This window comes from Arthrobacter sp. Hiyo1 (genome assembly GCF_001263615.2).
Classification (GTDB): Bacteria; Actinomycetota; Actinomycetes; order Actinomycetales; family Micrococcaceae; genus Arthrobacter.
Window position 1 is genome coordinate 177,265 of the sequence record NZ_DF952470.1, and the last position, 5,189, is coordinate 182,453.

Here is a 5,189-nt window from a genome sequence, read left to right on the forward strand (position 1 = left end):
CCCCACCGGGGACATCAAACCGCGGCAAATCTCGTGGCTGCTGTCCCGGCCGGCAGACGGTGCAGTCATCAACGTCATGAAAAAGGTGGCCGACGAGTACGCCCAGACCCATCCCGGCTTTTCCCTCAACCTGATCACCACCCCTGACCGGCCCTCCTACATTCAGAAGTACGAAACCCTCGCTGCCGCGAACAAGCTCCCGGAGCTGTTCGACACGGACGCCACGCCCTTCGCCCAGCAACTCGCCAAGCAGGGCAAGATGGTGGATGCCGAGAAGCTGCTCAAGGACCTCGGTGTCTACGACAGCTACCGGACGAACGCACTGAATTACCAACGCTTCGACGACGGATCCCTCTACATGGTCCCGTTCCAGTTCGAGCTCGAGTACTTTTGGTACAACAAGGCTCTCTTCCAGCAGGCTGGAGTATCAGTGCCGAAGTCACTCGACGACATCCCCGCGATGTGCACGGCCCTGCGCAAGGCCGGGATCACGCCCGTCGCCCTTGACGGCCAGGACCAGTGGCCCCTTGAGCGCTACGTCTCCTACCAGCCCTTCCGCGACGCCGGACCCGACTTCGTACAGAAGCTCAAGAAGGGTGACGCGAAGTTCAGCGACGCCACCGGCCAGAAGACAGTCAACTGGATAAGCCAGCTCGGAGGGGCAGGTTGCTTCCAGGACGGCTTCTCCTCGCAGGGTTACTCCGACGCCCAGAACCTCTTCACCTCCGGCAAGGCCGCCATGTACAACATCGGTACCTGGGAACTGCCCAGCCTCGCGACCGACAAGCTGAACCCGGCGGTGCGTAACGACGTCGACTACTTCACGCTTCCGGCCACGCCGAGTTCCGCGACGGCCGCCAACGAGTACGTGGCAACCTCAGGTATCGGCATGGCGGTCAACTCGAAGACCTTCGACCCGCTCGTGAGCGACTTCCTGAAGTTCGCCCTCGCCAAGTACCCCTCGGAATACGCGGCCACGGGCGCCCTCTCGCCGACGACGAATGTCCAAACGACGATTCCAGCCAACGCCACGCCGCTGTACAAGAAGGCGATCGACCAGGCGAAGGATCTCGGATCGAAGCTCGCGATGCCTTGGGACACGCAGCTTGATCCGACCACCAACAGCAGGCTGCAGCAAGAGCTCGTGCTCTTGGCCCAGGGCAACGTCAAGCCTGCCGAGTTCACCAGCACGATGGATAGCACCATCGCACAGAACGCTCCCAAGTTCTTCAAATAAGACGCAGCGGTGGGGGGGCCCAGGCCCCCACCCGAAAGGCCCTCCCATGCTTCCCAATCGATCACGACTCTCGGTCTTGGTCTTCCTGCTCCCGCCGCTGCTTCTCTACGGCGTTGCAGTGCTGTTCCCGATCCTGCAATCGCTATTCCTCAGCTTCTTCTCCTGGAACGGCATCAGTGACATGGAGTTCGTGGGCTTCGCGAACTACGTGCACATGCTCACCGGTGACGGCGTGTTTTGGCGTTCCTTCTTCAACGCCCTCGGCTACCTCGCCATCTGCCTCGTCCTCCAATTGGGCGGCGCGTTGTTCGTCGCCAGCCTCCTGACCTCGCTGCGAAGAGGCCGCGAGCTCGTCAAAACCCTGTATCTCCTGCCTGCGGTGATCTCGACGGTGGCCATCGCCTTCCTTTTCGTACGGATCTACTCGATCGATCCGGTGGGTCTCCTCAACCAAGTCCTCGGCTGGATCGGCCTCGGCAGCCTCGAGCGCCCTTGGCTTTCCGACGTCAATACTGTCCTCGCGGCAGTTTCGGCACCCGAAGGCTGGCGGTTCACGGGACTGTACATGCTCATCATCTACGCGGCGCTGCTCGCCGTCCCGCAGGAACTTGAAGAAGCGGCACGCCTGGACGGCGCCAACAGATGGCAGCTGTTCACCAAGATCAGGTTCCCCCACATCAGGCCGGTGTGGATCACCACCACCATCATGGCCACAACCTACGGCCTGCGCGGATTCGATATCCCGTACCTCATGACCAACGGTGGTCCCGGCCAGTCCTCCGAGCTCCTGACGACGTACATGTACAAAACCGCATTCACCAGCACCGACTTCGGCTACGCCAGCACCATCTCGGTCTTCATCGTGGTGGAGTGCCTCGTCGCCGTCGGATTCATCTTGCTCATGCTCAAACGAAAGGCTGACGCATGACCGCGCAAACAGCCCCGGTTAACCGGCCGATCCCTGCTCCACCAAACAACCCGGCCCCGCCAAGCCCGCCGGCGCCCCGACGTCGGCGGCGTAAACCAAACGCCTTCCGAAGCTTGTCGAGGGTGCTGATCGTCCTCATCGTCGTGGTGCAGGTCTACCCCCTCGCCTGGCTGTTCCTCACGAGCCTGCGCAATGAGCACGACTTCGCGACCGGTGATCCTTTTGCGCTGCCGAGCTCGATCAGCTTCGACAACTACGTCCGTGCGTTCCAGACCGGCAACCTCGGCCAGAACATCCTGAACAGTTTCATCGTCACGATGGGCGCTAACCTCCTGATCGTCCTTCTCGGGATGATGGCAGCCTATGCCTTGCAGGTCCTCGGATTCCGGTTCAGCAAATTCGTCCGGGGCCTCTTCCTGATCGGCATCATCGTGCCGGTGCAGATCGCGCTTGTGCCGCTGTTCATCGACTACTCGTCCGTGAACCTGCTGGACACCTACCAATCGATGATCATCCCCCTGGCGGGGTTCGCCCTTCCCATGTCGATCTACCTCTTTTCGTCGTTCTTTGAGTACATTCCCCGCGAGACCTACGAGGCAGCGTCGTTGGACGGCGCCGGCCCGTACCGGATCTTCGGGCTGATCACCCTTCCGCTCTCGACCAACACGGTGGTGACAGTGATCCTGGTGAACAGCATCTTCATCTGGAACGACTTCATCTTCGCGAACACCTTCGTTCTGTCCGAAGGGCTCAAGACCATCCCACTGGGGCTGCAGAACTACATCGGAGCAATGGGCAAGGTCGACTGGACAGCGACATTCGCCGCTGTCTGCATCACCATCACTCCTTTGCTGCTCGTGTTCCTCGTCCTCAACAAGGCGATGATCCAGGGCCTCGAGAGCGGGGCGACGAAGGGGTGAGAAAGCCGCCACTGGATAGACTGTGGGAGGAGGGCCAATGACGTCTGAAAAAAGCTTGAAAGAACCCGAGGTGAACCCCTCGCATCCATCGACTCCGAGGGCGAGTCATCCGGTGACGATGCGGGAAGTAGCGGAAGGGGCTGGAGTCTCCGTTGCCACGGTTTCCCTCGTTATCAACAACAAGAAAGACGCCAGGATCGGCGCCGCGACCCGCAAACGCGTCCTGGACACCATCCGCGAACTGGGGTACCGCCCGAACGCCCTCGCGAAGAACCTCGTGAGCGGCAGTTCACGGTTCATCGGACTCGTCGCTGACGCGATCGCCACAACCCCCTTCGCTGGGCAAATCATCCACGGCGCCCAGGACGAAGCGTGGAAACACGGATTCGTGCTGTTGGTCGCCAACACCGAGGGCGACGAGCCCGTGGAAAAAGACGCCATCTCGATGATGCTCGAGCACAAGGTTCGCGGCATCCTGTACTCCACCTGGTTCCACCGCCCAACCAAGATCCCCGCTGCGTTGCAAGAGACTGACTTCGTGCTGGTGAACTGCTTCTCCCCGGACTCCGACGCCCTGGCGGTGGTCCCGGACGAAGTCCACGGCGGACGGGAAGCCACTGAAATCCTTGTGCGCAAGGGGCACCGACGGATCGCCTTCATCAACGCCACGATTCCTGCTCCGGCGAAGGACGGACGCCTCCAGGGCTACCGGGAAGCGCTCGAATCTGCTGGAATCGCCTTCGATCCGCACCTCGTGTTCGACGCGTATCCTGACCAGGAGGGCGGCTACGGAGCAGTCGAGGAGCTCCTCAAACGCGATGTCACGGCAGTCTTCTGCTACAACGACCGTATGGCCATGGGCCTCTACGACGGGCTGAAGCAACGGGGGCTGTCCATTCCCGAGGACATGGCCGTGGTGGGGTTCGACAACCAGGAAGTCATCGCGGCGCACATGCGGCCGCCGCTGTCCACCGTCGCGCTGCCGCACTACGAGCTTGGCGCCGCGGGCGTGCGCTTGCTGCTCGGCGTTGACGAACCGGCGGGCAGCCCTGTGGTAAAGCTTGAATGCCCGCCAGTGGAACGCGACTCGGTTGGACCGAATACCCTTACGGCTCACCGGCTGCCTTAGGCTCAGCCTCGTCCACCGCCGAGTGCTCAATGTAGGATTCCACCGCCGACTCCGGAACGCGGTATGACCGCCCGAACCGCACGGCGTGGATGGCGTGCGAGTTCACGAGGCGGTAGACGGTCATTCTGGATACCCGCAGGGCCTCGGCAACCTCGGCGATCGTCATGAACCGGTTGGCTGGAACGCCGGCGGCGGACATATTCACCAGGGCCTCCTCAATTGGCGGTAGTCGTAGTAGACCAGGGTGCCGCCCCTCGGCACGACGGTTCTCAAGCCAATCGATGGGCCTTTGATGACGGCCACCACCCCTTCCTGGGACCCGTTGAAGGGGTCGTCGCCAGCTACGTAGTCGCCCACCTTGAAAGGGGAAGCAGTGCTTTTGGCCTGCGTGGCTGCCCTGGTAAATATCTGGCAAAGTCGCGAAGCCAGCGCATGGCGGCGCTGCTTGCGCATCCGAGCAGCGTGCCTTGAGTAAGGATCGAACATCGGAATCACTCCTTTGCAAGTCGCGATCTTCCAACGGTAGGCGTGGACCACACGCAACACATGAGTGACTTGCACCCGTTATGGCCCACGGGCCACTCACGTCACTTGGACCACTACTCGGACAAGGACCCCAGGGCGAGCAAGTGGTGATCCGAGTAGTCCGGTCAAAAGACGGGTAGGGGTTACGCATGCCAGGCCGGGCGAACAGTCCATACGCTCAAGGCAAATGTTCCGTCAGGTCTGGGAGGGGGAACAATGCGACGAGCGGCAAAAGCAGGAATGGTCGTTGCAGGTGTGGTGGCGGTCGGGCTGGCAGGGGCGATCACCCTCAACGCGACGCAGACATCATCTACCTCGATTGCCGGCGCCCCGCCGTCGGCCACCGTCAGTGCGGCAGCTTCTGCGCCCGGTCCCACCAAGACGCCAGCCACGACGCCGAGTGCCACCGCTTCAGCATCAGCCGCCGGCGCCTCTGCCAGCGCTTCCGCT

The 5,189-nt window shown here is 61.9% G+C and carries 6 protein-coding genes and 1 pseudogene; 5 read left to right on the forward strand and 2 right to left on the reverse strand.

Annotation, left to right across the window (positions count from 1 at the left end; all coding sequences use genetic code 11):
* From AHiyo1_RS09775 to AHiyo1_RS09790, 4 genes are all read left to right on the forward strand, one after another.
* The coding region (locus AHiyo1_RS09775) for an ABC transporter substrate-binding protein (RefSeq protein ID WP_059388446.1) at positions 1 to 1,237 on the forward strand (1,237 nt) is incomplete at its 5' end.
* A gap of 46 nt (positions 1,238 to 1,283) precedes the next feature.
* On the forward strand, positions 1,284 to 2,165 hold the full coding sequence (locus AHiyo1_RS09780) for a carbohydrate ABC transporter permease (protein WP_059388447.1): 882 nt from the start codon (positions 1,284 to 1,286) through the stop codon (positions 2,163 to 2,165).
* Positions 2,162 to 3,085, forward strand: coding sequence for a carbohydrate ABC transporter permease (locus AHiyo1_RS09785; RefSeq protein WP_059388448.1), 924 nt, complete (start codon positions 2,162 to 2,164; stop codon positions 3,083 to 3,085). Before AHiyo1_RS09780 ends, AHiyo1_RS09785 begins: the two co-directional genes overlap by 4 nt.
* Positions 3,086 to 3,203: 118 nt before the next feature.
* Positions 3,204 to 4,214, forward strand: coding sequence for a LacI family DNA-binding transcriptional regulator (locus AHiyo1_RS09790; protein WP_445286216.1), 1,011 nt, complete (start codon positions 3,204 to 3,206; stop codon positions 4,212 to 4,214).
* Here AHiyo1_RS09790 and AHiyo1_RS09795 read toward each other — a convergent pair.
* Both AHiyo1_RS09795 and AHiyo1_RS09800 read right to left on the reverse strand, forming a co-directional pair.
* On the reverse strand, positions 4,192 to 4,413 hold the full coding sequence (locus AHiyo1_RS09795; protein ID WP_059388450.1) for a helix-turn-helix domain-containing protein: 222 nt from the start codon (positions 4,411 to 4,413) through the stop codon (positions 4,192 to 4,194). The two genes, AHiyo1_RS09790 and AHiyo1_RS09795, sit on opposite strands and share 23 nt — an antisense overlap.
* Before the next feature lie 2 nt (positions 4,414 to 4,415).
* Positions 4,416 to 4,700: a hypothetical protein gene (locus AHiyo1_RS09800; protein WP_059388451.1), complete on the reverse strand. Its 285-nt coding sequence runs from the start codon at positions 4,698 to 4,700 to the stop codon at positions 4,416 to 4,418.
* Positions 4,701 to 4,979: 279 nt separating this feature from the next.
* Between AHiyo1_RS09800 and AHiyo1_RS25520 the strand changes: the two are divergent.
* Positions 4,980 to 5,189: pseudogene (locus AHiyo1_RS25520) on the forward strand (DUF6318 family protein); the annotation flags it as partial.